Raw genomic sequence first — 24,537 nt, forward strand, 5'->3', positions numbered from 1 at the left:
TCGAACCTCCTAGTTACAGGTGGATCAGCGCGGATGGAGCGGCACGGGGTCAGGATCGGCGGGAGCGGGCCAGCAGCCGCTGGATCACGACGACGACCAGCAGGAACGCGCCGCTGACCACCGTCTGGTAGTTGGAATCGAGGGTGCCGACCTGGTTGATGACGTTCTGGATCAGCGTCTTCAGCAGCACGCCGACGAGCGTGCCGATGACGGTTCCCGCGCCGCCGGTGAGCAGCGTTCCGCCGATGACGACGACGGAAATCGCGTCCAGTTCCGTGCCGACGCCGAGCACGGTGACGCCCGATTGCAGATACGCCGCGGTGAGCACGCCGGCGAATCCGGCGAGCGTGCCGCTGAGCGTGTAGAGGGTGATCTTAGTGCGGGCCACCGGAAGACCCATCAGCAACGCGGACTGTTCCGCGCCGCCGAGAGCGAACACCGACTGGCCGAACCGGGTCCGGCGCAGCAGCAGCCCGCCGAGTCCGAAAAGGACCAAAGCGAGGTACACCGGCACGCCGACGCCGAAGATCTTGCCTTGCCCCAGCCAGAGCAACGCCGATCCCGGCTCCACTTTGTACGTTGTCGCGCCCTCGTTGGTCAAGGCCAGCAAGAGCCCGCGAGCGAACAACAACGAGGCGAGCGTGACGATGAACGGCGCCATTTTCGTGCGGGCGATGAGAAGGCCGTTGATGAACCCGATCAGTCCGCAAACGACCAGCGGCAGCAGGATCGCGATGACCAGGCCGTAGCGAGAGCCGTATGCGGCCAGCACGCCGCCCAGTGCGTACACCGAGCCGACGGACAGATCGATCCCGCCGGAGATGATCACGAACGTCATGCCCAGCGCGATCACTGCCAGGAACGAGCTTTGCAGCGCGAGGTCGCGCAGGTTGTCCGCGGATCCGAAACGTGGGAAGGCAAACCACGCGGCGGCCACGCCGAGCACGAGCACCACGGCCGCGCCTTGGCGTTGCAGGACCGCGGCGAACGCGGCACCCCGTTCCGATGGCGGGGCGGCGGTGGTCGCGATCATCGCGTGCTCCGTTCCCGGGCGACGTACACCGCGGCGACGATGATGGCGGCCTGCACCATTTGCGCGGCGGAATCGGGCAGGTTGTGCTTGATCAGCGTGGCGTGCACCAGTTGCATGAGCAGCGCCCCGAACACCGTGCCGAGCACGCGTACCCGGCCGCCGGTGAGCGGAGTCCCGCCGACCACCACCGCGGTGATCGCGGAAAGTTCCATCAGCAGGCCGAGATCGTTGGGGTCGCTCGCGGCGAGCCGTGCGGTGGACAGCACGCCAGCGATCGCCGCCAGCGCACCGGACATGGCGTACACGCCGATCAGGACGCGTTTCACCGGCAGCCCGGCGAGTGTCGCAGCGGGACGGTTGCCGCCGACCGCGACCAGGTGTCGGCCGAAGGTGGTGCGCCGCACCAGTAATCCGGCTAGCACGGAGAGAACCGCGGCCACCAAAACCATGATCGGCACACCGAGGACATCGCCGGTGCCGAGCGCGAGGAAGTCCGGATTGTGCAACTGCACCAGCTGTCCGTGCGCGATCACGAGAGCTAGCCCGCGACCGCCGACCAATAGGGCTAGTGTCGCGATGATCGGCTGAATACCGAGCTGTGCCACCAGAAACCCGCTGAACAGCCCGGAAGCGACCCCGGCGACCAGCGCGACCACGATCACCATCAGCGGCCCGGCCCCGAGATACAGCGGGACGAGCGCCGCGGCGACCGACATCACCGAGCCGACGGACAGGTCGATGCCCTCGGTGCCGATCACCAGCGCCATGCCGAGCGCGACGATGCACACCGGCGCGGCCTGCACCAACTGGGTGCGGAAGTTGGCCGCGGAGAGGAAGTTCTGCGTGAACGCGATGTTGAACAGCAGCAGCACGACCACGGCCAGATACACGCCGTAGTTCTGCAGCCAGCTCGTGACGCGGGCGCGGTCAGGTCTCGTCAGTGTCGCGGTCGACATCGTTGTCACCCCCTGCGGCGATGGCCGCCAGCACGTTGTCCTCGGTGACCGCGTCGCCGGCCAGTTCGGTGGCGACGCTGCCGTCGCGCAGGACGACCACCCGGTCCGCGCCGTCGAGAATCTCTTCCAGTTCGGATGAAATCAGCAGCACGCCGAGCCCGTCCTGAGCCAGTTCGTCGATGAGCGCCTGCACCTCGGCCTTGGCTCCGACGTCGATGCCGCGGGTTGGTTCGTCCAGCAGCAGCACCTTCGGCCCGGTGGCGAGCCAGCGCGCCAGCAGCACCTTCTGCTGGTTGCCGCCGGACAGTTCGGACACTTTCTGCTCCGGGCTGGACGCTTTGATCCGCAACCGTTCCATGAACGTCTTCACCACTCGGTCCTGTTTGGACCTGCTGACAAAGCCGAAAGTGGACAGTCGCGGCAGCGCGGCGAGCACGATGTTCTCGCGGACGGACAGATTCGGAATGATCCCGTCCGCCTTGCGATCCTCGGACAGCAACGCGATCCCGGCCCGCATCGCGGCGGAGATCTTCCCGCGCTTCAACGGCTTTCCGGCCAACAGTACGGTACCGCCGTCAAGCGGGAACGCTCCGACGACAGCTCGCGCGGTCTCGCTCCGGCCGGACCCGAGAAGCCCAGCCAGGCCGACAACCTCGCCCGGCCGAACACTCACCGAAACGTCGTGCAGCTTGTTCCCGCCAGATAAATGAGAGGCCTGCAGCAACGGTTCCTTCTCCGCGTGATGCTCCTCGCCGAACGCGGTGACGCCCTCGGCGCGGATCTGCCGGATCTCCCGGCCGAGCATCATCGACACCAACTCGATGCGCGGCAACGGCTTCAGCGGTCCACTGTGGACAACTCGGCCATCGCGCAACACGGTGACGCTGTCGCACACCCGATACAGCTCGTCCATCCGATGGCTTACATAAAGCACCGAGATATCGTCGGCGTGCAGCCGGGCCAGCACCTCGAACAAAGTATCCACTTCACGCGGTTCGAGCGACGACGTCGGCTCGTCCATCACGACCACACCGGCCTTTGTGGACACCGCGCGAGCCAGCGCGACCATCTGTTGCGCACCCACCGCGAGCGTGTGCAGCGGACGCCGCACATCGGTGTCGATCCCGTATCCGCTGAGCAGCTCGCGCGCCTGCTCGTTCATCGCGGACCAGTCCACCAATCCGGTGCGGGTGCGCGGTTCCCGGCCGAGGAAGACGTTGCTCGCCACGCTCATCAGCGGGACGAGGTTGACCTCCTGGTAGATGGTGGAGATCCCGGCGCGCTGCGCGTCGATCGGCTTGCGGAACCCGACCGGTTCGCCGAGGTGGCGGACCTCGCCTTCGTCCGGCCGGTACACGCCGGTGAGGACTTTGATCAACGTGGACTTGCCCGCGCCGTTTTCCCCGACCAGCGCGTGGATTTCGCCGCGGCGCAGGCGGAAGGAGACGTCGTCGAGGGCCACGGTGCCGGGGAACCGCTTGGTCACCCCGGACACCTCGAGCACTGGTGCGGTCATGGTCGCCACCTCGGTGTCGGCCGTGCTCGTCATCAGTACGCGTTCCCGACCTTCTTGGCCGCGTTCGATTCGTCGTAGGAGTCGTCGGTGATGACGATGCTCGGCGGGATCGGCTTGCCGTCCTCGAACTGCTGCAGCGTCTGGAACGCCAGCTGCCCGAACCGCGGGTTCGATTCGATGACCGCGTTGTAGCTGCCGTCCACGATCAGCTGCACCGCGTTGCGCGTGCCGTCGACGGACACGACCTTGACGTCCTTGCCCGGGTTCTTGCCCGCGGTCTTGAGCGCGTTGACCGCGCCGATGCCCATCTCGTCGTTCTCCGCGTACACCGCGGTGAGGTCCGGATGGCTCTGGATCAGCTGTTCCATCACCGACTGGCCCTTGGAGCGGTCGAATTCGCCGGTCTGCTCGGCGACCACGGTGAGGCCGGGCGTCTTCGCGAGTTCGTCCTTGAAGCCCTTGGTGCGGTCGGTGGTCACGTTGTTGCCCGAGGAGCCGAGCAGGATCGCGACCTTGCCGTTGCCGCCGGTGGCCTTTGCCAGGGAGGCAGCCGCGCGGTGGCCCTGTTCGATGAAGTTGGACCCGATGAAGGTCAGGTAATCGGTGCACGCCTTCGACGTGACCTGGCGGTCGATGGTGACCACCGGGACCTTCTTCGCCTTCGCCGCGTCGAGTGCGGGCTGCAGGCCGTCGGAGTTCAGCGGGGCCACGATGAGCAGCTGCGCGCCCCGGTCCAGCAGCGATTTGATGTCCGAGATCTGCTTGTTGAGGTCACTCTGCGCGTTCGTGGTGAGCAGGTGGTCGGCCGGGATGCCGAGCTTGCCCGCCTCGTCGCGGATGGATTGCGTCTCGGCGATCCGGAACGGGTTCGCCTCCTTCTCCGACTGGGAGAAGCCGACGATCGCCGTCTTCGGGTCGAGCTTCGGGTAGCCGGTCTTGTCGATGGTGCAGCCGTCGGCGCTCGGCGCGGCGGACGCGGCCGAGGCGGCCGGGCCGGAGCCATTGCTTTGCGCGGCCGGGGTTTCCTCGCGGCTGGTGCAGCCGGCGAGCACGAGTGCCGTGGCGGCGCCGGCGACCAGGGCGAAGCGGGCAGGGACGGACGGGGACACGGCGGACTCCTCGCAGCCGACGACTGGGGCAACCCGCTCGGCGGCGTGACGCCCGTCACCCCGCTGAGCTCCGGCTATTTTTACATCGTTGGAACAACGTTGTAAACAGGCAAAACGTCGCTACACTACGTGGTCGTCGGGGCTGGTGCCGGAAGCCTCGCGGGCTCGTGATGGGCTCTGGGCGGACGAGATGAGGAGTCAGCGTGGCCGTGACCCTGAAGGACGTCGCTACGCTGGCGGGCGTTTCGGTGAAAACCGTGTCGAACGTGGTGAACGGCTACGCGTTCGTGAAGCCGGAGAACCGGCGGCGCGTCGAAGAAGCGCTGGCCGCGACCGGGTACCGGCCGAACGTCGGAGCGCGCAACCTGCGTCGCGGGCGGACGGGGTTCCTGGCGTTGATGGTGCCGGAGCTGAGCATTCCGTACTTCGGCGAAATGGCCGGGCTGGTGATCACCGCCGCGCAGCGCCGCGGCTGGAGCGTGCTGATCGAGCAGACGCAAGGGACTCGCGACCGGGAACGGGCCACTGTGGACTCGCTGGGCCCGCATCTGGTCGACGGTGCCCTGGTGCATCCCGAAGCGCTCGAAGCGGACGATTTCCCTGACGCGGAAGGGAAAATCCCACTGGTGCTGCTCGGCGAGCACGCGGTGGACGTCGCGCTGGACCGGGTGGCGATCGACAACGTGCAGGCCGCGCACGTCGCGGTGTCGCATCTGGTTTCGCTCGGCCGTCGCCGGATCGCCGCCATCGGCGCGAACCCCAAGCGCGGGACCTCGTCGCTGCGGCTCGCCGGTTATCGGGCCGCGTTGGCGGATGCGGGTTTGCCGTCGGCGGATTCCTTGGTAGAGCCGGTGGCGAAGTACCATCGCGCCGAGGGGGCGGCGGCGATGAAACGGCTGCTGGCAAAGGAAGAACCACCGGACGCGGTGTTCTGCTTCAACGACCTGCTGGCCGTCGGCGCGCTGCGCTCGGTGGCCGAGCACGGGCTGCGGGTGCCGGATGACATCGCGATCGTCGGCTTCGACAACACCGAGGAGAGCGCGTTCAGCCTGCCCGCGCTCACCACGATCTCGCCGGACAAGGCGGCCATCGCCGAGGCCGCGATCGACCTGATCCACAGCCGCCTCGCCGGTACCGAGAGTGCCGCGCCGCGTTCGGTGCAGCCGCCGTTTTCCCTGGAGATAAGGGAAAGCACGGTCGTTTCCTAGAGCAGCCGAACCGCCAGTACGAGTATCACCACGCTGGACAGCAATGCGGTACCGAGCCGTCCGCGCGGACCGGTCAGACCGCGTCCGAGCAACGCGCCGCCGATCGCCAGCAGCAGTTGCCAGCTGGCGGAAGCGGCGAACGCGGCGGCGGCGAACACAGTGCCGTTCGCCGGTCGTTCGCCGAGGACGAGTGCGGTGAAGTAGATGATGGTGGACGGGTTGAGCAGGGTCAGGCCGAGCAGGGTCGCGTACGCCCGTAGTGGGTGTGGTTCCGTTGCCAGCAAAGGAGCTTCGGCGGATCGATAACGCCGGATGGCCCGGACCGCCGTCCACGCGGCGAGCAGGAACAGCGCGGCGGCGGAGGTCAGGCGCAGGGGAGTGGTGATCGGGGCGAGCAGCGGGGCCAGTGCGACGCCGCCGGTGGTGGCGAGAACGGCGTAGACGCCGTCCGCGGTGGCCACGCCCATCGCCGCGGCCGCCCCGACCCGCCACGACGTGCGCGCGGTGAGCTCGACCAGGTAGACGCCGATCGCACCGACCGGCATGGCGATCCCGTACCCGGCGACAAGCCCCGCGACCAGCGCGGCGCTCATCGGACGGCCTGGCTGGTCCCTTCCTGCGCCGTCTGCTGCTTGCCGTCAGGGGCAGGACAACGGGACGGGTCACGACGGGCGGGTTCGGTGGTCATGGCCGGAATACTCGGCTGTCCGAACGGGACTGGGCAACTGAATTCCCGGCTACTCGCCGCGGGCCGCGATCTTGTCGATCACCGTCGCCACCGCTTCCGGCTGGGAGAGCAGCGAATAGTGGCTGGCCGCCAGCTCGACACAATCAGCCCCAGCCCGCTCGGCGAGCCAGCGTTGCAGGTCCGGGTGGAGAATCCGGTCCTCTGTGGACACTGCGTAAGCCGTCGGCAGATCGCGCCAGGCACCCGGACCCGCGGGTACCGCGAAGCATTCGGCGCGAGCGCGCCGCTGCACCGAGGCCAGCGCGGCAGCCCGTTCGGGAGCCACGTCGGCGGCGAAGGCGTAGTGGAAGCGGTCCGGGTCGATCGACGACCAGCCGTCCTCGCGGAACACCATCGCGTCGTTGCCGGGAGAGTCCGGGAACTTGCCGTTCAGCGAAGGCACGTTCTCGCCCTCGTCCGGGACATACGCCGCGAAGTAAGCCAGGGCGTTGACCTGCGGATTATCCTTGGCCGCACCGGAAATCACCGCGCCGCCGTAGGAATGACCGGCCAGGACGACCGGGCCGCTGAAGGTGGCGGCTTCCCGGCGGACCTCGGCGATGTCGTCCGCGAGCGAGGTCATCGGCAGGTGTGCCGCACGGACCCGGTGTCCTTGCCGATGCAGCGCGGGGATCACCTCCAGCCACGCCGACCCGTCGCTCCAAGCGCCGTGGACCAGAACGATTTCCGCCATGAATGCCTCCCCTTCGTCTGGAGGCAAGCCAACCACCGGCGGCGTCCGGGGATTCGCTGTCCCGGCGGAAAGAGGAGGATTCCGACCTCAACCCGGGCCCGAACGGCGCTATCTGACAAGGAAGCCTTGACAGCGAAGCGGCGGCCGGGACGCGCCCGGCCGCCGCTCGCTCAGCCGATCAGCCGACCGGCACCTGCTCGTAGATCCGCTGCTGCGGTCCGGCCGCCGCGCGGATTCCGTTGACCCACAGCCGCTGCACCCGGGACGCTTCCTGCGAGTTCGGGTTGGCGTTGTGGCAGGACGGGCCGGGGCCGCCGCCCGACATCAGTTCCGAGCACGGGCCCGAGTAGTGGTCCGGCAGACCGAGCGCGTGGCCGGTCTCGTGCGCGGTGATCCGCGTGTTGTCGTACTGGCGGGCCTGGGTGTAGTCGATGAAGATGGTGCCGTAGCCGTGTCCGTCGGTCTGCGCGTACGACCCGCGCGGGTCGTTGCCCTCGACGTACCGCAGCGAGGCCCCGGACGAGCGCTCGACCAGCTTCACGTTGGTCACCGCGCGGTTCCAGTTCGCCGCGCCCGCGTTGATCGCGGCCCGGAACGACGGCGCGCCTGCCGTCGAGTAGTAGACCGTGGTCGTCGCGGCGACAGACGGGGCAGGAGCCGGAGCAGCGACTGCTACGGCGCCCGAGAGCGGGGCTGCGGCCAGAGCGAGTGCGACCGCGCCGGACAGCACGAACTTCCTGGACATAAGAAAGCTCCTGGGGGGATGGGGGAGTTTGCCGGGTTTGCGCGCGCTCAACCCAAAGTAGGCAGAAGCTCCCGGAATGTGACCCCCCATTCGTACGGTCCGGCAACTGGTGATTTCCCACCACTAACGACGGGTTGACAAGCCGTTACCAGGGCTGCATCTCGTCGTCGTCCTCGCCGGCGGCGCGCCTGCGGTGCGGCCCGGACGTCGGCCGGGGCGGTTCGGGCGCGGCCGGGGGCGGCGGGGTCGTGCCGGGAGGCGGCATTGGCGGACGGCTGTGGGTCGCGCCGGCCGGCGGGGGCATCGGGCGGCCGTAAGCCGCGCTGCCCGGCGGGGTGGTGCTGCCCGGCGGAGGCGCCGGGTACCGGGCGGGCGGTTCGGACCGCGGCGGCTCGGCGGGCGGCTGCGGCTCGGGCTCTTCCTCCGGCTCCGGCAGATACGACTTGACCACGTTCATCATTTCGCTGTCGCCGGCGATCGGCTCGAACGCGTCGATGACGTCGCGCGACACCTGGCGCTGGGCTTTGCCGTAGGCGTCCATGATCGAGGCGGTGAGCCGGGCGCCCCCGTGCCGCAGGGCGCGGTCGTCGATCTCGAGGTTCTTGAGCGTGCCGTTCGGGGCGACCGAAACCGACACCAGCCCGTCGCCCGATTTGGCGCGGCCCTCCGCGGTGCTCAGCGTCTCCTGCAGGGCAGCGCTCTTGGCCTGCATCTCGTCAATCCGCCGCTGGAAGTCGTCCAGCCACCCCTGATCGTCCACCGGCGAACGCTATCGGCCGCCCCCGCCCAGTTGGTGAACCTCGGATGGCTGCCGGGCGACGAAACGATCGACATCCGCGGCGGGCCGGGGCGGACGGGGGCAACGCGAGCGGTAACAATGGGCAAGTGTCCGAAGAAGTCCAGGCCCGTACGCGCAACCGCTGGGGCGAGGGCGAACGGCTGCGCGGGGAAATCCTCGCCGCGGCCAGCAGGCTCCTGTCGGAACTCGACGGCGAGGACGCGCTCACCATCCGAGGGGTCGCCCGCGCCGTCGGCATCGCCCCGGCCAGCATCTACCAGCACTTCAGCGACCGGGCCGCGCTCGTCACCGGGCTCGCCGAGTACGAGTTCGGGCGGCTGCGCGTCGCGATGGACGCGGCCGAGTCCCGCGTTCCCGCCCGCGACGCGGTCGGCCGGGTGCGCGCGCTGCTGCACACGTACTGCCGGTTCGCGATGGCCAACCCCGGCCACTACCGGCTGATGACCGCCAACGGGGCCAGCCGGCCGTCGCCGGAGGCCCGGCCGCACGGTCCGGCGGTCGATCTCGTCGACCGGATCACCGCCGCGTTCGCCCGCTGCGCCGAGTCCGGCACCGCGCTCCGGGTGCCCGCCGAACGGGCCGGAGTGATCGCGTTCGTCGGCGCGCACGGCCGCGTCGCGCTGTTCCATTCGACGGGACGGCAGCCGGGCGGAGACCAAGTCGTGAGTTTCGCCGACGAACTGCTGGCGCTCATTTTCGCTTGAGCCACGGGCGTTTCCTCCCCGTTTGCCACGGTCGTCCACGGCCATCCCGGTGATCTTGGACCGCAGTCCTGGGCAAGTGCTCACCAGGACTCCTAACATGTGTTCAGTAAGTATCCGAACACTCGTTTGGTGACTTCTCCTCCAGGAGGCTGTGATGCCGGAGGCCCGGCCCGTAGAGCACTTTCCGATGAGCCGCGGGCGCTGCCCGTTCGATCCGCCGCCCGAACTCGATCGCAAGCTGCGCGACGAGCCGGTGTCGCGGGTGCGGATCTGGGACGGCAGCGAACCGTGGCTGTTCACCCGCTACGAAGACGTGCGCGCGCTGCTCGCCGACCCTCGGGTGAGCGCCGAACCCGACCGGGCGGGCTATCCGCCGCAGACGCCGGGGATCAAAGCACGGCGCAACCGGTTCAAATCGTTCATCGGCATGGACGAGCCGGAGCACGCCGCCCAGCGCCGGCTGCTCACCGGCGATTTCATGGTGAAGAAGATCCAGGCGATGCGACCGAGGATCCAGCAGATCGTCGACGAACTGCTGGACGAGATGCTGGCCGGTCCGAAACCCGCCGACCTCGTCCAGGCGTTCGCGCTGCCGGTGCCGTCGCTGGTGATCTGCGAACTGCTCGGCGTGCCGTACGAGGATCGCGACTTCTTCCATCGCTGCAGCAAGGTCCTGGTCTCGCGGGAGGCGACCGCCGAAGAGTCGCTCGCGGCGGCGGAGGAACTGCAGGGCTATCTCGGGCGGCTGGTCGAGAAGAAGATCGACGACCCGGCCGACGACGTGTTCAGCAGGCTCGCGAACGGACCGGTCTCCGCTGGCGCGATGACCGTCGAGGAAGCGGCCGCGATGGGGCAGCTGCTGCTCGTGGCCGGGCACGAGACCACGGCGAACATGATCGCGCTCGGCACGGTCGCGTTGCTGGAGAACCCGGACCAGCTCGCCGCGGTCCGTGACGGCGACGACGCCTTGCTGGCCAACGCGGTCGAGGAACTGCTGCGCTACCTGACGATCGTCCACTCCGGACGCCGCCGCGTCGCGCTCGAAGACCTGGAGATCGGCGGGCAGACCGTCCGCAAGGGCGAGGGCCTGGTCGCGGCCACGGACGTCGCCAACCGCGACGAAACGCAGTTCCCGGAGCCGGACAAGCTCGACGTCACCCGCAGGGCGCGCCACCACGTCGCGTTCGGCTACGGCGTGCACCAATGCCTCGGCCAGCCGCTCGCGCGGGTCGAGCTGCAGGTGGTGTACCGGACGCTGTACCGGCGGATCCCGACGCTCCGGCTGGCCGCGCCGGTGGACGAGCTGAAGTTCAAGCACGACATGGTCGTCTACGGGGTGCACGAACTCCCCGTGACCTGGTGAAAGGAGTCGCGAGATGAAGGTGGTCGTCGACCAGGCCCGCTGCGTCGGGGCCGGGCAGTGCGTGCTTGTCGCGCCCGAGGTGTTCGATCAGCGCGACGAGGACGGGATCGTGGTGCTGCTGCAGGAAAACCCGACGGAGGATCTGCACGCGCAGGCGAAGGAGGCGGCGCAGCTCTGCCCGGCCCTCGCGATCGAGGTGGACGGCTGAGCCGGCGGCCCCGGCGGTCCTTTATCCTGTAAGGGGAAAGGGGTCGCCGGTGGTCGTGTTCGCGGGGCAGGGCGACGCCCGCCGTTCGATGGAGCTGCTGTGGCGCGCGGGCGTCGAATCGCGCAGCGCGCCGGGGCCGAAACCCGCGCTGAGCGTGGACCTCATCGTGGGCGCGGCGATCGAACTCGCGGACGCCGAAGGCATGTCGGCGCTGTCGATGCGCGCGGTCGGGGACCGGCTCGGGCGCACCGCGATGGCGCTGTACACGTACGTGCCGAGCAAGACCGAGCTGATCGACCTGATGTGCGACCAGGTGTTCGGCGATCTCCGCGACGACCACGACCTGTCCGGCGGCTGGCGTCTCGCGCTGGTGTCTTTGGCCAGCGACCTGTGGGACTTCCATCTGCGCCACCCGTGGCTGCTGCAGGTGTCCTACGCGCGTCCGGTGCTGGGTCCGGGGGAGTTCCGGATGCAGGAAACGGTGCTGCGGGTGCTGTTCGCGACCGGCCTGCCCGCCGGCCAGGTGCGGCGGCTGGTGGGCGCGCTGCTCAACGTCGTGCGCGGCGCGGTGCAGATCGCCGCCGAATCGCGGCTGGCACTCAAGGAAACCGGACTGTCCGATGAGGACTGGTGGCGGGCACGGACGTCCGCGCTCGGCGAGCTGGCTCCCGATCTGGCTGAGCGGTACCCGCATGTCGCCCGGCTAGGCGAGGAGAGCGCGCCGCCGCCTGCGGGAGTGTCCTATTTGGAGCATGAGGCACGGTTGAGCTTCGACGCTGGCGTGGCGGTGCTGGCGGACGGCATCGAAGCGGCTATCGCTTGCGCGCCTCGATCAGATACCGCGTAGTCGTCGCCACGAACGGTCCCTTCCGCAATTCCTCGTGCAGCTCGCGCAGGCGCGGCAGGTATTCGTCCACAGTGAACCCTGGAACCATCCAGATCACCTTGCGCAGGAAGTAAATCACCGCGCCGATGTCGTGGAACTCGGTGCGCAGTTCCTCGAAGCGCAGGTCCACCACTTCCAACCCGGCCTTCTCCGCTTCGGCCTTCGCGCGGTCCGGATGCCTGCTGTTGCGCACTTCCGGCGTCTGCGGCCCGAGGAAGTACTCGACCAGCTCGAACACGCTCCACGGCCCGACGTGCTGCGACAGATAGCTGCCGCCGGGCTTGAGGACCCGCACGATCTCGTCCCACCAGACGGTGACCGGATGCCTGCTGACCACCAGCTCGAACGTGTTGTCCTGAAACGGAAGCGGCGGCTCGTCGGTGTCCGCGACGACGATCGCGCCACGAGGTTCGAGCAACGCGGCGGCCTTCTCGAGATTCGGCGGCCACGATTCGGTGGCGACGGTCAGCGGTGGCAGCACCGGCACGCCTGCCAGCACCTCGCCGCCGCCGGTCTGGATGTCCACAACGGACTGGACGTCCCGCATCCGCTCGCCGATCAGCCGCTGATACCCCCAGGACGGCCGCTGCTCGCTGGCCCGCCCGTCGAGCCACGAGAAGTCCCAGCCGTCGACGGATACCGACGAGGCCTCGTCCACCAGTTCGTCGAAGGTGCGCATCCGGTGATCGTCACAAATTCGGCTCGGGCGGGCCACTCGATTTTCGTTGCGGCGCCGGCGGCACCGGTTTGGCCGCGACCACCGCCGCCAACGGGACGACGACCAGCCCGCGTTTGGTCTCGACGGTGCAGGTCTCAGCGTCGCGAGCGCGAAGCGAACCGAGGGCGTCGGTGAATCCGCCCTCGATCCGGTATCGCACGACAACCCGCGTGCCCAGCGGGAGTTCCGTCAGCGGGGTCACCGCGACAGGTGGGCGTTCAGTTCGTCGTCGCTCGGCTCCACGAGGTGGCTGCCGTCCGCGAAGACGATGGTCGGGATGCGGCGGGCACCGTCCTGCAGTTCGCGTACGCGGGCTTCGGCGGCGGGGTCGGCCTCGACGTCCACATAGTCGTACTCGACGCCCTTGTCGTCGAGCAGCGCGCGGCTGCGTTTGACGTCCGGGCACCAGCTCGCGCCGTAGACGATCGGGTTGCTCATGACACTACCTCCGAGGGGACGACAGCGGTTTTGCCTTCGGCCGCACCGGGTTCCGGATGGCCGAGGAACGTGAGCCAGTCGCGGAACACGCGGTGCACGGCCTCCGCGCCGACGGGTTCGCCGGGCGCCGGGAATTCTCGCGGATGCAGCAGGAAGCCGCGCTGCTGCGGTCCGCCGAGCCCGCCGTGCGAGCCGACGTGCCGTTCAAACGGCGAGGACTGGTCGGAGTCCGCGTCGTACCGGCTGTTGATCATGATGTCGGCGCAATGCGGGAAGCTGTCGACGCGCTGGACCAGCTCAGCGGCATACGGACCGTAGTCGGCCAGCGGGTCTTCGCCGATCACGACGCCGGTCGCGAGCCGCTTCAACCCGTCGCGGCCCAGCACCACCGGGCCGAATTCGCGACTGCGGACCAGCAGGAATCCGACGCCGTCGTGGTCGACCAGCGTCGGCAGCAGGTCCGGGTACTCGCGCTCGATCGTCTCCAGCTCGACCCGGCCCTCGTGCTCGGTGAACGACACCATCGCCAGATGCCCGGACACCACAGCGACGACTCCGGGAGCCACGCGCGTGACCTGCCCTGGCGAGCCGGTCGCCGTGCGCGGCCGGTTCTCGGCTCCTTCCGCGCCTTCGACCCGGGCCCGCAACCGTCGCGCGATCAGGCCGCCGGTCGCGGTTGCCTCCGCCAGTGCGGCGTTGACCTGCCAGCTTTCCGCCTGTCGACGTTTACCTTGCTCAGCAACGGGTGTACCGCCGCAGAGCCGTCCGACGAGCGCCTCGACGGTCTCGCCGAACCGGTCGACGAACGCCTGGCCTTGAGTCTGTCCGTGGTCCGACAGCCCGACGACGTGGTACTTCCGCGGCGAAAGCCGACCGGCCCGCAGCAGCCGTGCGAACTGCTGGTCGATCGAGCGCAGCACCTCCAGCGTGTCGAACCGTTCGATGCCGGAGTGGTGCGCGACCTCGTCGTAGCCGAGGAAATCGGCGTACACCACCGGCCGCCCGGCGAGCATGTCGCCGATGATCGCGGACACCACGACGTCGCGCGCGATCACCGTCGTGCCCGGCCGGGCGAGCGGGTAGACACCGCCGCGCGGAATTCGCGGCAGGACGCCGGCGCGCCGTTGTTTGGCCGCCGCAGACAGCTCCCGGACGACGTCGGCGAGTGCGACACCGAAGGTCCGCAACACGTTGACCGGGTTGGCGAAGTAAGCGCGGTACCCAGCGCCAACGCGGTCTCGGTGGCGCTTGCGCGGCGTAAGGACCGGCACCGAGCTCATGGTCAGGCTGACGTGCGGGGCATCGCCGGAGAAGAGGTTGCCGTGGCTCGCGCCGCCGATCGACAGCAGGCCGTGCCCGTCGCTGTGCCGCCGCTCGATCTCGGCCGCGTCGGACGGGTGCGCGCACGCCATGACGTGGTCGCGATCCTTTTCGTACCAGCGGAAACCGAGGATGTCGTGGTTCGAACCGTGCAGGATCCCGCAGACGCTCGCGCCGGTCTGCGAACTCCAGTCGGTGTGCCAGCGGGTGAGCGAATGCGTGCCCTCGGACAGCCACTTGGCGAAGGTCGGCATGTCGCCGTCCCGCACGGCGCGGCGGACGGTGTCGTAACCGAGCCCGTCGATCTGCAGGAAGACCACGCCGGGCGGTTGATCGGCGAAATCAGTGCGGTGCTTCGCTTTCCGTCGACGTCGCGCGGCACGGCGGAAGAAGATCTCGTCCTCGTCGACGGCCAGCACGCTGGAGATCACCGCGCCCACCGCGGACATCGCGACAGTGATGACGACCGCCGTCGAGAAACCGTGCAGCTCAACACCGGGCACGGCCTGCAGGATCGCCAACGCCGCGGCGCTGAGCAGGATGTACGTGCCGACGCCGAGAGTGAAGTACGCGATCGGCCATGCCACCCGCACGACGAGCGGCCACACCACGGAGACGAGCAGTCCGAGGATCAGCGCGCACACCGTCGGCTGCCACCAGGACTGCATCGTGAACCCGTCCAGCCACGCGTCGAGCAGCCGTAGCGCGCCGGTGACCGCAATCCAGACCAGCAGGACCCGCGCGACGACGCGGCCGCCGCGCAGCAACCGGCCTTTCGCCGGAGCAGGTGTCGTCATCGATGTCCTCCCGTCTGGTTGGCCGCCCGTTTCTTGGAGATCAGCGTGGTCAGCACGGTCACGAGCAGCACAAGGACGGTGGCGAGCAGCGTCGCGACGAGCGGCGAGTCGAAGATGCCGCCGCTGAGGATGCCCAGCAGCGAGTACGCCACCGCCCACAGGACGCAGGCCAGGAGACCGGACGGCAGGAACTTGCGCCACGGGTAGCCGAGCGTGCCCGCGGCGAGCAGCACCGGGATGCGCCCGGCGGGTACCAGGCGGCCGATCACCACTAGCTGCCAGCCGCGTCTCGCGAACTGCTCGCGGCCCTTCGCGAGGCGTTCGGCTTGCTGGCGTCGTTCTACGAAGCGCAGCAGCGGTTCACTGCCGAGTTTCGGGACGGCGAAGGTGATCACGTCGCCGAGGTATGCGCCAAGTACGGCCAGCAGGATCACCAGCGGGAGCGAGAGGTGGTCGGTGGTCATCGCGACCGCGGCTGCCGCGCCGACGACCGCGCCGGTCGGGACGATCGGGATGACGGAGCCGAGCAGTACTCCGCCGAACAGCGCCGGGTAGCCGATCGCTGACGGGTCTGTCCAGTTCACCCGCGCTCCTTGCGGGCCGGGAACAGGACGTCGGAGCCGGGGCGGGTGTGCAGGACCTCGGTGTCCAGGCCCAGGCAGCGGACGTGGTGCGCGAAGGTGCGCGGGGGTTCCACGAGGAGTCTGCGCATTTTGGCCGTGCGGTGGATGCCGGGGAGGGCCAGGGTGCCCCAGTGGACGGGGACTGCCGTGCGGGCCTGGAGGAGGGCGGCGGCTTCGGCGGCTCGTTCTGGGGTCAGATGGCCTGGGCCCAGGTTCGGGCCCCAGCCCCAGACTGGGAGCAGGGCTACGTCTACTGGGCCCAGATCGGCCATGCCGGGGAAGAGGTCTGTGTCGCCTGCTGAGTAGAGCCGCTGGTTGTCGGCTTCCAGGAGGTGACCTAGGGCTGGGCTTTGCGGGCCGTGAGTCAGGCGGGGGCCCCAGCGGTGACCTGAGTGGATCGCTTCCGTGGCGGTGATTTTGAGGCGGCCGGAGGTGGTGGATTGGCCTGGGGAGAGTTCTTCTACCTCGGTGAAGCCCTGTTTGGCCAGCCAGGAGCCTGCGCCTTGGGGGACGAGGATTCTGGTGGCTTTGCCCAGGAGTTTGAGGGAGGGGAGGTGCAGGTGGTCGCCGTGGAGGTGGGAGATGAGGACGACGTCTACTGCGGACCAGGCGGCGAGGTCTGGTTTGGGGACTACTCGGGTTAGGGGGCCGATCCAGCGGGTGAGCACGGGGTCGGTCAGGGCTACCTGCCCGGCTAGTTCCACGCGGGTGGTCGCGTGGCCTAGGAAGTGGAGGTTCGGGCTGGTCACGGGTTCGAGTATTGCTGGATGTTCCGGGAGATGCTCGGTGGAGTGGCGGGGGGCACCGTTCGGGGGTGGCTCGTCGCCTGGCGGCGACATTGCTGCGTTGGTTGCGTGGGGCACCCCGAAGTTTGATTGTGCTGACGGTCTGGGGGTGCTTGTCAAGGCGGGAAAGATGCCTTGACAAGCACCACCAGACCGCAGGGAGGCTTCGTATCGGGGTGCGGGGGAGGGGCTGGGTGCCTCGATCGTTGGGTGCGCGGGCTGCGGTTGGTGGGTGGTGTGCGCGGCTGAGTGGCTGGTTGCGTTGGGTTCGCGGCCGGGGTTAGCGCCCCAATGTGGCATTGGGTGCATCTGACGCACCGAACGCCGCATTGGGGGCATGCGACGCGCCGGATGCCGCATTGGGTGCGTGGGGTGCACTGAATGCCGCGTTGGGTGCGTCGCGGCGGTGGGGGAGGGCTGTGAAGGGCTCCTTGAAGGAATCAGATTCCTTCAAGGAGCCCTTCACGGACCGGTGGGGGTCGTGAGGGGAACCCTGAGGGAATCAGAGTCCCTCAGGGTTCCCCTCACGGAACTGGTCAGTGGGTGGCGGAGTTGGCTGGTGCGGGGATGTGCAGGGATCGGGTGCCCAGGCCGGTCGGGCCGCTGGGGTGGAGGCTGGGTTTTGTGCCGATCGGGACGGGGTGGGTGCCGGTGCATCCTGGGTGCAGCAGTGCCTTGGAGGTGTCCGGGGATCCGGCGGCGTCGCTCGGGTCGGCGGGGGCCCCGGTCGCGGCTTTCGCGTCTCGGACTCGGTCCAGTTCTTCGTCGGTGTACCGGGCGGATTCGTGGTGCCAGTTCGCGATTCCGGTCATCAGGTTCTTCAGCAGGTCCGCGTAGTCGGTGAGCGTGGCCTGCGCCTCCGCGTCCAGGCTGTAGTCGGCGAACATGCTCGGCAGGCCTACGTCAACCGCGTGTTGGAATTCTGCCAGTCTTGCTTCTGCCAGGTTCGCGACGATCTGCAGGGCTTGATCTTGCTCGACGTCCAAGAAAGAACGGACTACCAGCACCGCATTGTGCAGGCCGCCTTCGTATTCTATTTCCTTGCGGTAGGAGACTAAATCGTTGATCAGCCAGGCGTAGTCGGCGGCTGAATCTTCCAGCGCTTCGATGACGCGGTTTCGGCGGATTTCCGGGGGTACGGTGCTGCTGTTGGTGAGCCGGCTGATGCTGGTCACCAGGTCGGAGCCGAAGGCTTGGCGGCGCATTTCCACGTAGTCGATCGGGTCGGGAATGCGGTTTTGGGCCTGGTTGGCCAGTTCCCACACCCAGGCGTCGATCATCTTCTCGACCGTGTGGCGGAAGGACTCGCGTTCGGCGGAGGTCAGGGGGCCGGTGGTGCGTTGCCACAGGTCTGCCAGGCCGGTTTCCAGTGCGGTCACGGGCGAGGGCGGAGAGGCGCCGTCGGTGGGCATGAAGAGTTTCAGGCGTTCGGTGGCCACTCTGGCGGTGGGCAGGTCGTGGGCGAAGACTTCTGCGTAGTAGTCGTCGGCGTAGGTACCCCAGGTGAGCCAGTCGTTGGTGAGGGACAGCTGTTCCGGGGGAGCGTCTGGGCAGATTCCTGCGGAGGCTAGCGGTATGTCGGCGACGCGCAGGCGTGCGGAGTCCCACACCGATTCGGACAGCACGCCTATTCGTCGCGGCCAATCGGTGATTTTCTTGCGTTCAGCCGCCAGGTGCGGGCTCAGGCGCAGGGGGAACGGCAGGGGCAGGGTGGGCAGCGTGACTGGGCTCAATTGTTCGTAGGGCTGGTGTGTGAAGGCTCGTGCGCGTTGTGGTGCGGTGTTTGCAATAGAGCGGAAGATTCGAGCTGCGGAGGTTCCCAGTCCGGACGGGCCGCCCAGCAACTCTGGGCCGCCGTGGTCGTCTAGGGCGCCTTCGTTCATGTAGCGACTTGAGCGCAGGTGCCATTCGTGTCCGCCGGATTGCCAGTCCTGCAAACCCTTGACGTAGGCGAAGGTTTCGGCTCGTCCGGCGGGGTCTACGCCGTGTTCCTCGAAGAGGGCGGGGACCTCAGTTAGCGCTGTGTGTTCGAATTGGTGCAGGCGTGAGGTGAGGAGATCGTTTACGGCGTCTGCGGCCTGCTGGGTGGTGCAGCCCAGGAACTTTTCGAAGACCAGGACGCTGTTGGACAGTTCGCCCTCGTCTTCGACTTCGCGCTGGTAGGAGAAGAGGTCGTTGCGCAGGTGCACGGCGTCGGCGAAGCAGTCGCGCAGGACTTCCATCGGGCGGTTAGCCGCGATTTCGTCGGGGACTTCGGCGTTCAGGGAATGTTCGATCAGGTTGGCGGACCAAGGGGCGCCGCCGACTTTGCGGCGCATCGCGACGTATTCGATGGGGTTCGCGATGCGGCCCTCGTTCATGTTGGCGAGTTCCCACAGCGATTCGTCGAGAAGGTTGCGTGTGCTTTCGCGGAAGCGGCGGCGCCAGCCTGCGGATCGGTGGGGGACGGTGCGGTTCCACAGGTCGGTCAGGCCGCGTTCGACGGGGTTTTCCGGGGTCTCGGTGATGGCGCCTTCGGCGGGCATGAAGCGGGCGATGCGGTCCAGGTAATCGCGTGCGTGTTCGATGTCGCCGGTGCGTTTGAAGAGTTCCAGGAAATGGTCGTCGAAGTAGAAGACCCAGACGTACCAGTCGGTGACGAGATCGAGTTCCCGCGGGGCGGCGTCGGGGTGGGTGTAGGAGCACAGCAGGGCGTAGTCGTGGGAGTCGAGGTCGTGCTCGTCCCAGATGACGGTGCCGTGCTGGGGCATGTCGATCATGTCCATCGAGTACGCCCACGCCTTGCTGTGCTTCCGCGCGCCGTCCAGGTGCGGGTTCAGCCGGGCGGGGTACGACAGATAGAACTCGGGCAGGACGAACGGCTGCACGCGTGCTCCCCTCGCGTTCCGTGGGTGCCGACTCCACGAGGCAAACAGACCGGACCGGCGCGGCGGAAGTCCTGCCACTCCGCCGATTTCGCGGATCGCCCGTGCGGACCAGCGCGGTCCGCCGGGAGGTCTTCGCTGCGTGCTCCCGCGTCGCTCGTCGGTGGACGGCGAGCCGTCATCCGGGTGTGGGCGGGTGTCTGCCGGACAGTTTCTTGCAACGTGTGCAAATCGGAGTACGCTCAGGTTTTCACACGATGGCAAAGCGGCCTGGGTCCCCCGGCGGCCACCTCTTCGAGAAGCTCGCGCGGCGACGGCGGACAGTTGCCGCGTGCGGGCCGTTGTGCCCGGGAAGGGGAGCAGCCAAGGAGGTTGTGGCGCCGTCCCGTCCTAGGAGTGACGCTCATGTCGCCTGGTCCCCTGAGTTCCCGTTCGAGGCCGAGACGGAGAGGCGCGCTGGTCGCCGCTGTCGTGCTCGGCGCCGCCCTCACGGCCGCGTTTCCGGCGGGCACCGCCACCGCGGCCACCACCTCCGGCGGGGTCCTTTACCGGCCCGGCACGGCCAGTGGTTCCACTGAGGACGCGAGCTATCCGCGCGTCATCCGCCTCGCGCACAACGGCAGCGCGAACGGCACCCTGCTGGCCACCTTCTCCCACTCCGGCACCGGCGTCGGGAAGGCGAACTTCCCGGTCTACCGGTCGACCGACAACGGCGTCACCTGGACGTCCTCGCCGATCAGCACGGTCACCGACACCCAGCACGGCTGGGATCTCGACGGCCCGACGCTGTACGAACTGCCGCGCGCCGAAGGATCGCTGCCGGCCGGCACGCTGCTCGCCGCGGGCACTGCCTGGAACCACGGCGACTACACGCAGCAGGCGGTCGAGGTCTTCGTGTCCACCAATCAGGGCGCGAGCTGGACTTACCGCAGTTCGTGCGCGGCCGAGTCCGGGATGGCCAACACGATCGGCCACGGCATCTGGGAACCGGAGTTCGCCACCACCGATCACGGGCTCATCTGCTATTTCTCCGACGAACGCCCGTCGGTGAACAACTACGCCCAGGTTCTCGCCCACGCGGTCTCCACCGACGGCGGCCTGACCTGGGGCAGCGAGGTCTACGACGTCGCGCTGCAGAACGGCGTCGAGCGGCCCGGGATGGCCACCGTCGTCCCGTTGCCCAACGGCACCTACGCGATGACCTACGAGGACTGCAAAGCCGGCTTCGATCCAGACCAGGCGTGCGACGTCTACTTCAAGACCTCCCCGGACGCTGAAGCGTGGAATCCCGGCAGCCTCGGCACCCGCATCGAGACCGCCGACCACCGGTTCCTGCTGCACACGCCGTACCTGACGTGGTCGCCCGCGGGCGGCGCGAACGGGACCCTCGTCGCGTCCGGACAGCGGGTCGTCGCGGGCACGGACGGCTCACTGGCGGTCCAGCCGGAGGACGGGCACGTGCTGTTCGTGAACCGGAACCTCGGATCCGGTGCCTGGCAGGAGATCACCACGCCGGTGACCACCGCGCCGACCGGCGGCTACGACGCGGGCGAGACCGCCTGCGCCGGGTACAGTTCGCCGTTGCTCGGCGCGCCCTCGGGCAACACCTTCCTGATGCTCGCGGGCACACATTTGTCCACCGGCAAATGCGAAACGGACTTCGGCACGGCGACGCTGCCGAACGCGCAGGGCCAGATCACCGGACCCGGAACCACCGGCAAGTGCGTTGATGTCAACACCAACACGTCGGTCAACGGCAACGCGGTGCAGCTGTACACCTGCGGTATCGCGACGGGGCAGCAGTGGTCGCTGGAAACCGACGGCACGATCCGGGCTTTCGACAAGTGCCTGAACATCGTCGGCGGCGGGACCGCGAATTCGTCCAAAGTGGAGCTTCGCGACTGTCTTGGCACGCCTGCGCAGCAATGGCAGGCGCGGGCGGACGGGTCGATCTACAATCCGCAGTCAGGTCGGTGCCTCGACGATCCGCAGGCCCAGACCGCGGATGGCACGCAGTTGCAAATCTATGACTGCAACGGCTTGTTCACTCAGGTCTGGCACGTTCCGGCTTGATCAGGAAGGGCGGCCAGCTCGGCTGGCCGCCCTTTCCCTTTAGCGGCTACGCGCGCCCCGCCGGTTCAATTCCTCCACGACCGCTGCGTCCACAAAGGTCCGCGCGGTCACCTTGCCGTCCGTTTCCAGCCACAGGTGCAGTCGCGCCGGACCGCCCGGCACCGGGACGGTCAACGGGAACGCGTCGCTGAGCCGGAACGGTTTCGCTTGCGCGGCAAGAGAAACCGATGCCGCGGGCAGATTGCGCGAACCTGAGGCGCCCCACCCGGCGTGCAGAGTTCCGGCGATCGGCTCCTGGCCGGTGTGCGAGACGTGCACGTCGAGGGTCAGCGGTTCCGTCGGCACCGGCAGGTCGGCACCGGCGTGCGCGGGCACGAGGTCGACGACCAGGGTGGTCGCCGCGAAGGCGTCGGCCGGATCGAGGCCGCCCCAGTCCTTCGGCCGCCGGTGCGTGTCCAGCAGGCCCGCCATCTCGTGTTCCACGTCGGTCAGCTCGGTGTAGATATAGCCGGAAAACCGGTCGTGCCTGCGGATTTCCTGGGTTTGCCAGCGCACGTGCCACGCCCGCTCCAGGCTGGTGAACCCCGCGCCGTACTCGCTGTTCAGCACCGGCACGCCGGAGCGCGGGAAGTCAGCGGAACCGTAGAACGATTTGTCGACCAGGAAGTCGGGCCGGAGCCTGACCTCGAACGACTCCCGTTCCCCGGACGCGAGTGCGGCGAGGTTTTCCGCCCAGTTGCGCGGATTCTCGTCGTAGTAGTGCCAGTCGACCAGATCGGTCTTCACGTGCGCCCAGCCGGAGTTCTCCACGATCGGCCGGGTGTCGTCGAGCGAGCGCATGAGGTCGTACGCGCGCACGGCCGCGGCAGCGCGCTCCGGGCTGCCCGGGATGTCCCAGTCCAGGCCCCATTCTTCGTTGTACAGCCCCCAGATCACAATCGACGGATGGTTGCCGTCGCGCCCGACGAAGTCAGGCAGCTGCGCCTCGAACGCCGCGGCGGCGGCCGGGCTGAACCGGCTCGGAGCTGGCGGTTCGGCCCAGATCAGCATCCCGATCCGGTCGGCGTGGTCGAGCCACCGCGGTTCCTCGGCCTTGAGGTGCTTGCGCACCAGTGAAAAACCGAGCTCCCGCGCCAGTTCGAGGTCGCGGACCAGCGCCTCGTCGTCCGGTGCGGTGAGCCCCGACTCCGGCCAGTAGCCCTGGTCGAGCACGCCGCGCACGTAAAGCCGTTCCCCGTTGAGATACAAACCTTCGCCGCGCGTTTCGATCCGGCGAAGGCCGCCGGTCACGGTCAGCCGATCGGCGTAGTCTCCTTCGCCCACGGTCAGCGCAATGGAGTACAGGTGCGGCGATTCTGGGCTCCACAACTGCGGCGACGGAATCTCCAGTCGTCCGGAGAACCGCCCGTCCCGCACTGCAAGGACGGTCTCGCGGCCCTCCAAGAGCGCGACCACGGCGGCGCTGTCCGGAGCGTCCCCAGCGAGTTCACCCGCGATGTCGAAGCCGGTCAGCGAATCCCCGCGCACGGAAACCTCCGCGGCGTAGGTGCGGCCGCGTGCCTCTAGCCAGACGCTCTGCCAGATCCCGGACGTCGGCGTGAACGAGACGCCGTCGTAGTCGTCTCGCGGGATCGAACGCTGTTTGCCGTGCGGGATTTCGCGTTTGTCCGCGGGTGCCTCGACCTCGACGGTCAGCTCGGCGGATCGGCCCGGCTCCAGCACGTCGGTGACGTCGAACTCGAACGAACTGTGCCCGCCGACGTGCGAACCGATGGGCGTCCCGTCGATCGAGACGACCGCCCGGTGATGCACCGCACCGAAGCACAGCGCGACCCGGCGTCCGGCCCACTCCGCCGGAACCGTGACAGTTCGCGTGTAGACGGCCTGTTCCAGCCAGGTGCGGTGCACGCCGGAAGCCGCGGTCTCCCAAGCGAACGGGACGGTGATCGACTCGGGCGCACCGTCTTCCGCGGCGAATCGCCAGCGCCCGTTGAGGCTCAGCCATCTCGCGGACCGGTCCCGGTCGGGACGCGGGTACCCCGGCCGCGGGACCGCCTCCGCGGCGGTCGGGTCGGCGGAGTTCTCGGCAATCGTCATGTGTCAGCCCTTTACGCTTCCGGCGAGGATGCCGTTGATGAAGTGCTTCTGCAGCACGATGAACAGGATCAGCAGCGGGACGAGCGCGATCGACGCGGCGGCGAGCAGTTCCCCGGTCACGGTCGCGTAATCGGCGTCCACCCGGTTGCCCGAGATGTTCTGGGCCAGCGTCGAGAGGACCACCTGGAGGGTGGCCATCCGGCTGGAACTGGCCGCGACGACCGGCCAGACGAAATCGTTGTAGATGTTCATGATCGTCAGCACGCCGAGCCCGGCGAGCCCCGGCCGGATCGCCGGGACCACCACGCGCCAGAAGATGCCGAACTCGCCGCAGCCGTCGACGCGGGCGGCGTCGAGCAGTTCGTCCGGCACCGCCGCGATCACCTGGCGCATCCAGAAGATCGCGAACGCGTCGACCGAACCGGGCAGGATCAGCGCCTGGTAGGTGTTGACCCAGCCGAGTTCCTTCATCTCCAGCAGCAGCGGGATGACGAGCACGATCGTCGGCAGCATCAGGGTGAGCAGCACGGCGCCGAAGATCAGGTTCCGGCCCGCGAACCGGTATTTCGCGAACGCGTAGGCCGCGAGCGGCGCGCAGAACATCGTGATCGCGCCCTTCGCCACGAGCACGATGCCGGTGTTGAGGAACCCGCTGCCGATCGGGACGTCCTGGAACATCCCGCGGAAATTGGCGAGGGTGAAGGTCGCCGGGTCGAACCCGAGCGGGTTCCGGATGATCTCGCCCGCCGGTTTGAACGACGACAGGATCGCCCACGCCACCGGCGCGAGCAGGGCGACGGTCAGCACGAGCAGGAACGCGTGCGAGCCGAGCAGCGGCCGGGGCTTCCGTTGGCGGACGCCGAGGGTGGTCATG

General features: G+C 68.4%; 23 protein-coding genes. 6 read left to right on the forward strand and 17 right to left on the reverse strand.

Features of this window, described 5'->3' with window-relative positions; genetic code table 11:
* Positions 1-49: 49 nt before the first annotated feature.
* The 4 genes from ACFORO_RS03215 to ACFORO_RS03230 are packed head-to-tail and all read right to left on the reverse strand — an operon-like array spanning position 50 to position 4,614.
* Positions 50-1,033, reverse strand: coding sequence for an ABC transporter permease (locus ACFORO_RS03215; protein WP_354749971.1), 984 nt, complete (start codon positions 1,031-1,033; stop codon positions 50-52).
* Positions 1,030-1,989, reverse strand: a complete 960-nt coding sequence (locus ACFORO_RS03220; RefSeq protein ID WP_354749973.1) for an ABC transporter permease — start codon at positions 1,987-1,989, stop codon at positions 1,030-1,032. Before ACFORO_RS03220 ends, ACFORO_RS03215 begins: the two co-directional genes overlap by 4 nt.
* Entirely contained in the window at positions 1,961-3,538 is a 1,578-nt protein-coding gene (locus ACFORO_RS03225; protein WP_377869401.1) for a sugar ABC transporter ATP-binding protein, read from the reverse strand. The genes ACFORO_RS03220 and ACFORO_RS03225 overlap by 29 nt, the downstream gene beginning before the upstream one ends.
* The gene (locus ACFORO_RS03230) at positions 3,538-4,614 is read right to left on the reverse strand and encodes an ABC transporter substrate-binding protein (protein WP_354749977.1); all 1,077 of its coding nucleotides are present in this window, start codon (positions 4,612-4,614) and stop codon (positions 3,538-3,540) included. Before ACFORO_RS03230 ends, ACFORO_RS03225 begins: the two co-directional genes overlap by 1 nt.
* Positions 4,615-4,817: 203 nt before the next feature.
* Between ACFORO_RS03230 and ACFORO_RS03235 the strand changes: the two genes are divergently transcribed.
* The gene (locus ACFORO_RS03235) at positions 4,818-5,822 is read left to right on the forward strand and encodes a LacI family DNA-binding transcriptional regulator (protein WP_377869402.1); all 1,005 of its coding nucleotides are present in this window, start codon (positions 4,818-4,820) and stop codon (positions 5,820-5,822) included.
* Here the strand turns inward: ACFORO_RS03235 and ACFORO_RS03240 are convergent.
* From ACFORO_RS03240 to ACFORO_RS03255, 4 genes are all read right to left on the reverse strand, one after another.
* Positions 5,819-6,415 carry a LysE family transporter gene (locus tag ACFORO_RS03240; RefSeq protein WP_377869403.1) on the reverse strand — a complete coding sequence of 199 codons (597 nt, stop codon included), beginning with the start codon at positions 6,413-6,415 and terminating at the stop codon, positions 5,819-5,821. The two genes, ACFORO_RS03235 and ACFORO_RS03240, sit on opposite strands and share 4 nt — an antisense overlap.
* Positions 6,416-6,559: 144 nt before the next feature.
* Complete coding sequence (locus ACFORO_RS03245) at positions 6,560-7,243, reverse strand: alpha/beta fold hydrolase (protein ID WP_377869404.1); 684 nt, start codon at positions 7,241-7,243, stop codon at positions 6,560-6,562.
* Between the two features lie 178 nt (positions 7,244-7,421).
* On the reverse strand, positions 7,422-7,988 hold the full coding sequence (locus ACFORO_RS03250; protein ID WP_354749989.1) for a snapalysin family zinc-dependent metalloprotease: 567 nt from the start codon (positions 7,986-7,988) through the stop codon (positions 7,422-7,424).
* Between the two features lie 145 nt (positions 7,989-8,133).
* Positions 8,134-8,748: a YbaB/EbfC family nucleoid-associated protein gene (locus ACFORO_RS03255; protein WP_354749991.1), complete on the reverse strand. Its 615-nt coding sequence runs from the start codon at positions 8,746-8,748 to the stop codon at positions 8,134-8,136.
* 125 nt (positions 8,749-8,873) lie between these two features.
* Here ACFORO_RS03255 and ACFORO_RS03260 point away from each other — a divergent pair, with 125 nt between their 5' ends.
* From ACFORO_RS03260 to ACFORO_RS03275, 4 genes are all read left to right on the forward strand, one after another.
* Positions 8,874-9,491, forward strand: coding sequence for a TetR/AcrR family transcriptional regulator (locus tag ACFORO_RS03260; RefSeq protein ID WP_377869405.1), 618 nt, complete (start codon positions 8,874-8,876; stop codon positions 9,489-9,491).
* Positions 9,492-9,678: 187 nt separating this feature from the next.
* Positions 9,679-10,854: a cytochrome P450 gene (locus tag ACFORO_RS03265; RefSeq protein ID WP_377869406.1), complete on the forward strand. Its 1,176-nt coding sequence runs from the start codon at positions 9,679-9,681 to the stop codon at positions 10,852-10,854.
* 13 nt (positions 10,855-10,867) lie between these two features.
* Complete coding sequence (locus tag ACFORO_RS03270) at positions 10,868-11,062, forward strand: ferredoxin (RefSeq protein ID WP_377869407.1); 195 nt, start codon at positions 10,868-10,870, stop codon at positions 11,060-11,062.
* A 49-nt stretch (positions 11,063-11,111) separates the two neighbouring features.
* On the forward strand, positions 11,112-11,909 hold the full coding sequence (locus tag ACFORO_RS03275; protein WP_377869408.1) for a TetR/AcrR family transcriptional regulator: 798 nt from the start codon (positions 11,112-11,114) through the stop codon (positions 11,907-11,909).
* Here ACFORO_RS03275 and ACFORO_RS03280 read toward each other — a convergent pair.
* The 7 genes from ACFORO_RS03280 to ACFORO_RS03310 form a co-directional block, all read right to left on the reverse strand.
* Positions 11,875-12,627 (reverse strand): class I SAM-dependent methyltransferase, encoded by a 753-nt coding sequence (locus ACFORO_RS03280; RefSeq protein ID WP_377869409.1) that lies wholly within the window; start codon positions 12,625-12,627, stop codon positions 11,875-11,877. The genes ACFORO_RS03275 and ACFORO_RS03280 overlap by 35 nt on opposite strands.
* 10 nt (positions 12,628-12,637) lie before the next feature.
* On the reverse strand, positions 12,638-12,868 hold the full coding sequence (locus ACFORO_RS03285; RefSeq protein ID WP_377869410.1) for a putative acetyltransferase: 231 nt from the start codon (positions 12,866-12,868) through the stop codon (positions 12,638-12,640).
* Positions 12,865-13,104 (reverse strand): glutaredoxin family protein, encoded by a 240-nt coding sequence (locus tag ACFORO_RS03290; protein WP_377869411.1) that lies wholly within the window; start codon positions 13,102-13,104, stop codon positions 12,865-12,867. Before ACFORO_RS03290 ends, ACFORO_RS03285 begins: the two co-directional genes overlap by 4 nt.
* Entirely contained in the window at positions 13,101-15,221 is a 2,121-nt protein-coding gene (locus tag ACFORO_RS03295; protein WP_377869412.1) for a phage holin family protein, read from the reverse strand. Before ACFORO_RS03295 ends, ACFORO_RS03290 begins: the two co-directional genes overlap by 4 nt.
* Entirely contained in the window at positions 15,218-15,805 is a 588-nt protein-coding gene (locus tag ACFORO_RS03300; RefSeq protein WP_354750009.1) for a DedA family protein, read from the reverse strand. Before ACFORO_RS03300 ends, ACFORO_RS03295 begins: the two co-directional genes overlap by 4 nt.
* On the reverse strand, positions 15,802-16,593 hold the full coding sequence (locus ACFORO_RS03305) for an MBL fold metallo-hydrolase (protein WP_377869413.1): 792 nt from the start codon (positions 16,591-16,593) through the stop codon (positions 15,802-15,804). The genes ACFORO_RS03300 and ACFORO_RS03305 overlap by 4 nt, the downstream gene beginning before the upstream one ends.
* 572 nt (positions 16,594-17,165) lie before the next feature.
* Positions 17,166-19,394: a terpene synthase family protein gene (locus ACFORO_RS03310; RefSeq protein ID WP_446681589.1), complete on the reverse strand. Its 2,229-nt coding sequence runs from the start codon at positions 19,392-19,394 to the stop codon at positions 17,166-17,168.
* 504 nt (positions 19,395-19,898) lie between these two features.
* Here ACFORO_RS03310 and ACFORO_RS03315 point away from each other — a divergent pair.
* Positions 19,899-21,566, forward strand: a complete 1,668-nt coding sequence (locus ACFORO_RS03315) for a ricin-type beta-trefoil lectin domain protein (protein ID WP_377869415.1) — start codon at positions 19,899-19,901, stop codon at positions 21,564-21,566.
* 39 nt (positions 21,567-21,605) lie between these two features.
* Here ACFORO_RS03315 and ACFORO_RS03320 read toward each other — a convergent pair whose 3' ends face one another.
* Positions 21,606-23,663 (reverse strand): glycoside hydrolase family 2 protein, encoded by a 2,058-nt coding sequence (locus tag ACFORO_RS03320; protein WP_377869416.1) that lies wholly within the window; start codon positions 23,661-23,663, stop codon positions 21,606-21,608.
* A 3-nt stretch (positions 23,664-23,666) separates the two neighbouring features.
* Positions 23,667-24,536 (reverse strand): carbohydrate ABC transporter permease, encoded by an 870-nt coding sequence (locus ACFORO_RS03325; RefSeq protein WP_377869417.1) that lies wholly within the window; start codon positions 24,534-24,536, stop codon positions 23,667-23,669.
* Position 24,537 lies beyond the last annotated feature (1 nt).

This window comes from Amycolatopsis halotolerans (assembly GCF_042647905.1).
Lineage (GTDB): Bacteria > Actinomycetota > Actinomycetes > Mycobacteriales > Pseudonocardiaceae > Amycolatopsis > Amycolatopsis halotolerans.